This window comes from Microcystis sp. M49636_WE2, assembly GCF_030065375.1.
GTDB classification, from domain to species: domain Bacteria; phylum Cyanobacteriota; class Cyanobacteriia; order Cyanobacteriales; family Microcystaceae; genus Microcystis; species Microcystis aeruginosa_C.
This window is the reverse complement of sequence record NZ_JASJFG010000576.1, coordinates 1-4577: the sequence shown is the minus strand read 5'-3', so window position 1 is coordinate 4577 and position 4577 is coordinate 1. Positions and strand designations below refer to the sequence as shown.

The window sequence follows — 4577 nt, the reverse complement described above, 5'->3', positions numbered from 1 at the left end:
TAAATTTGGTCTTTCTCCCGCCCAAGCTGCTCAATACAGCTTTTATAAAGCTAATTCCCTCACTGCCGAAGAAATCATCCAAGCGCGGGAAAAAGGCAGATTATGCCGTCATTGTCACGGCATCGGTTATCAGTCCCAGATTGGGGTCTTTGAAGTAATCACGATTACCCCTGACCTGAAAACTTGCATCGCTGAGAATAAATCCGCCGATATGCTCAAAAAAGCGGCAACACAGGCAGGATTCAAGTCTCTCCTCGCCTACGGTTTAGAATTAGTCGGCCAAGGTTATACTACCCTAGAGGAAATCGAGCGTGTCATGGCTGATCAATTAACTTTACCCTCCCTCTCTGCTGCCAATAATCCTGAGATTCCCCCGGATGTTTTCGGGAGAATCGAGGCGATCGAGCAGTTATTACAGGCTCTCAACCGTGAATTACAGTCACTAAAGCGGGAAATTAGCCTAAATTCGCCCACAGCTTCCCCTGAGAGCGCAAATCCGACTATTCTCGGCCAGGAGTTGCCTGATTTGACTAATTCAGTTCTTCCTTCCCAAAACCGGTCATCGGATAAGGAAATGATCGTTTCCGCTGCCCCTGTTTATGAGAAGTTAACCGACCCCGGCGATTGGGAACAGTTAAAACGGGAACTAGACGCAAATCAGTATCTGATCGTCTCCTCGGAAGTCAATACCTCTTTTCCTTCCGTCCTCGATCCTTGGTTCTAGTCGGGGAAAAGAATTAAAATTTAAGCTGGACAATATTTGAGAACTAAAAAGTAATGACCACAGAATTAGAAACCAAGAAAGTTACTCCCACTCGCTGTTTGGTTGGTGCGGCAATTTCGGCAGCACTGGGGACAATTCTCTATTATCTCACGGCAGCGATCGGTCATTCTTTTTACTCAAAACCAATGGTTGCTCACAGTTCGATCGCCTTGAGAATTGGCAGTGCTGTCCGGACTTTAGTTTTTGGTTTAGCTTCTCTAGGAACCTTTATTTTTGTTTTTGTCACCATTGGTTTAATTCTTTTGGCTATCCAATTACTCCTTAAACGCCCTCAACAAATATAAATTATGAATTATGAATGATGAATTGGAAGTGGGGAAGTGGGGAAGTGGGGAGCTTATCAGTGATCAGTTTACTGATCACTGATAACTGATAACTGATTAACGGACATTTTGAGCGATAAAATCTTCGATGAGTTGTTCTAAAGCGGCCGAGGAGGCGCGGGTAATCAGAAAACTTCTAAACTCCTGGCCTTGACTGAGATATTGGGAATAGGCCGCCTGTAAAAAAGGTTTATAGCCGGGGTTTTTGCAAATATACACCTCAAAAAAGGCCAAAGATAGGGAATGGGCGTAACTATCGATCAGATATGGTGCGGGCAGGGTAAGATCGGCTACGGATTCGATCGCTTCGTTAATTCCCGCATCTAGTACCGAAAAATCAACGTGAGCTTGACCTTCAATCAGAGCTAAATACTTATTTTCGGTATTGAGGAGGGGAAAAGAGCGCACCTGTTCAAAAATAGCGGGGGTAGCGGGATCGTAGGTTCCTGCGACTACAAAAGTGGGAATTTCGATCTTAGCTAGTCCTTTAGAGCCAAAAATACTCCAATTAAACGGATTAACCGCAAAAATCGCTTTTATTCTCGGATCGCGAAAGTTGTATTTTTCTCGGGGTAAATCCAAAGCACGACACTGCAGCAAGAGGGAGACATTGAGAAAAGCTAATCTTCTTTGGCAGTCCCGTTGTAAATTCTCGAAATCGATCGTCGCTCCACCTACAGCTAAGGCTGTATAACCGCCGAAGGAATGTCCAGCAACTCCCACATTATCTAAATCTAATTGCCCCTGAAATTCCCTAGCGTTGCGTCTTTGCAATTCATCGATCACAAAAGATATGTCCAATGGACGATTGACAAATTCGTTGGTATAAAAAACCATCCGCGATAAACCGGCGAGCAGATTCTGCACCTGTAGGGTATCACTGCCGGGGTGTTGGGGCATGGCGACGAGATAACCGTAACTGGCCAAGTGTTCCGCTTGTCGGAGAAAATCTTCGGGACGGGAAGCTAAACCGTGGGAAAAGACGATAACGGGGGTTTTCTGGGTTAATTGCCCCTTGGGTTTCACAATGATCAGATAAAGTTCCCTCTGACGACGGCCATCGGTTAAATCCAGCCGCATTTGTTCTACTTGTCGCGGTCCCGGTTGTCGAGGGTCGGTCATGGCGGTAAAATTAATTTCACCAGCCTTTTTAGCTTCTTCTAAGGATAATTGCGCCACCTTTTCCGTGAATACTGTGGTGGCTTTCAGGACGACATCGATCGCCCTAGCTAATCTTTGCACTCTTGTCACATCAATCTGCATATTAGTGGGCAGATTACGCAGCAGGTTAAGAATAGTTACCCCTCCCGGTTCAAAAGCTGATTTAATTAGGGCAGAACGCAGGGCGAATTTACCATTAATCCCCCCTTGAATAGTGATCAGTTCCCCTAAAAGGTTGAGGATATCTTCCCCCATTGTGGTGTTAAAAAAGCGCGAGATCAGGACGGGATTAATTTCTTTACTTGTGGTTAAAGCTTGCCGAAATTCTCTTTGTTGTTCGGCGGTTGTATTACCTAAATATTGTCTTAGATTAGCGTCAATTCTGCCAGTTTTGGCGAACTTTTCTAGGGAACTAATTTCTAGGGTACGACTAAAGGGCGCTAAGATAAAAGTGATTCTCTCGGCCGAGAGGACAGGAAAGCTAGTCAGTATCGTTCCTAAGCAACCAAGAGCGATCAAGCGACCAATTTTAGCTAATTGCAACAAGTTTTTCTACTCCTTTTCTTTCTGCGTTCCTATTCCCCCTGGATTATAACAGTAACTTCGCAGTTTTTAACGGTTTTCCTGCTTGACTATCAACAAAAATTATCAATTTACCTCGATCGATAATCTTGACCTAGAATAATAGGTAAAAAGTCTCGAAAATTCCAATCTTGCCGATTTCAAGCTACCGGCGGTAGTCGGGGATAACCGATCAACGCTCATGGTTTAAGGGTAAAAATGCCAAAGTTGCCACCACTTTCACCCCAAATTCTTCCTCAAAAACAGGTTTTTTATAGTCTAAACTCCACAATTCTAAAGCACAATCATCTTCAGCATTATTGGGAAAAAGATGCAGATGTAGGGTTCTATATTCAGGATCGTACTTACATTCAATCTTTTTAATCGCTCCTATTTGTCGCCGATCTAAAGCCACAGCCAAGCGCAGTATAGCACTTAAATGTCTGACCATATACTGATAGTATTCAGTTAATTTCATAAAATCATCGTGCCTTTTCTTCGGCTTACTTTTGCGATGATAACGAGCGATATTAGCGATCACTTCTAACTCTATTTCCGTATAGCCCAACAGTTCACCATTACGAATTAAATAATAGGAATGTTTATGATGGGCAGCATGACTAACATATAAACCACTATTATGCAGTATAGCCGCCGCCCATAATAAATCTTTAGCCTCCTGATTCCAAGAATGTAATTGTGCTTGAGTTTGCTCGAACAAAGACAGGGAAAATGCCGCTATTCTCTCAGCAGATTCTAAATTAACTTGATACTTTTTCGCTATTTTCAAAACACTGCGCTGACGGATTTCACTCTGATAAAGTAACCGATTATCAATTAACCCGTGCGTCAGCATCCAATCGACGATCACCCCTTCTCGCAGGGCCCTTTCACAGAGAACTAACTTATCAACATCTAACATGGTCATCGCTTCCAAAAGCACGATCGAACCAGCTAGAATTATCTCGGCCCGTTTATCGGACATCCCCAGAATTGCCAGTCTTTGGTTATAGTCCAAAGCGGCGAAACGTTTGACCAATTCTTTGACATCTTTGCGGGTTAATTGATAACCATTTAAAGGATTGGGAATTTCACCCAATTTCTCCAAAGCATGGATAGTCATCAAAGTTTCGATCGTGCCAGAAGTTCCCACTAAACGCGGCACTTCTCCCACCTGTAAATGATGTTTAATTTCCTCTACTGCTCGCTCCAACATTCCCCTGGTGTATGCCCTTAAATAGGCTAATTCTGTGGTACTAATGGGATCGGTAGTGATGAAATCTTGGCTCAAACGCACCGCGCCGATTTTGGTACTACTAAGAAAGCGAATTTCTTGACTATCAGCTAAGATTAATTCCGTGGAACCACCACCAATATCGATAATAATATGGGCTTGATTTTGGAAATCCATTCCCGAGACGACACCGAGATAAATCCGGCGAGCTTCCTCCTGTCCGGAGATGAGATTTACAGAAATACCGACTTCTTTCTCGATTAAAGCCAAAAACTCGTCGCCGTTGGCCGCTTCCCGGGTGGCGCTGGTGGCAACGGCAATAATCTGATCCGCGTGGAGACTAATAGCTAGATCGTGACAGCGTTTTAAAGCAGCGATCGCTCTTTCCATGGCCGCTAGGGTTAATTTACCAGTTTTCCTATCTCGATCGCCCAGACGGACTGTATCCTTTTCTCTGGCAATAATCGTAAAAGCGGGTAAAGACGGTTCAATTTTCACCACTACCATGTGAACC

Annotated in this window: 4 protein-coding genes; 2 read left to right on the top strand and 2 right to left on the bottom strand. The window is 43.9% G+C overall.

All coding sequences use genetic code 11. The features are described from left to right. Together PX484_RS13280 and PX484_RS13275 are read left to right on the top strand one after the other, a co-directional pair. A partial coding sequence (locus tag PX484_RS13280) for an ATPase, T2SS/T4P/T4SS family (RefSeq protein WP_502882738.1) occupies nucleotides 1-724 on the top strand: 724 nt, incomplete at its 5' end. A gap of 53 nt (nucleotides 725-777) precedes the next feature. Continuing rightward, nucleotides 778-1068 carry a DUF3082 domain-containing protein gene (locus PX484_RS13275; protein WP_002804024.1) on the top strand — a complete coding sequence of 97 codons (291 nt, stop codon included), beginning with the start codon at nucleotides 778-780 and terminating at the stop codon, nucleotides 1066-1068. A gap of 96 nt (nucleotides 1069-1164) precedes the next feature. On the opposite strand, the gene PX484_RS13270 is transcribed toward PX484_RS13275, so the two are convergent. Continuing rightward, nucleotides 1165-2814 (bottom strand): alpha/beta hydrolase, encoded by a 1650-nt coding sequence (locus PX484_RS13270; protein ID WP_287764608.1) that lies wholly within the window; start codon nucleotides 2812-2814, stop codon nucleotides 1165-1167. A gap of 208 nt (nucleotides 2815-3022) precedes the next feature. Further along, a partial coding sequence (locus PX484_RS13265; RefSeq protein ID WP_288104193.1) for a Ppx/GppA phosphatase family protein occupies nucleotides 3023-4577 on the bottom strand: 1555 nt, incomplete at its 5' end.

Excerpts from the sequence above, each read along its gene's own strand:
- PX484_RS13275 (WP_002804024.1), top strand. The coding sequence starts at position 778 with ATGACCACAGAATTAGAAACCAAGAAAGTTACTCCCACTCGCTGTTTG.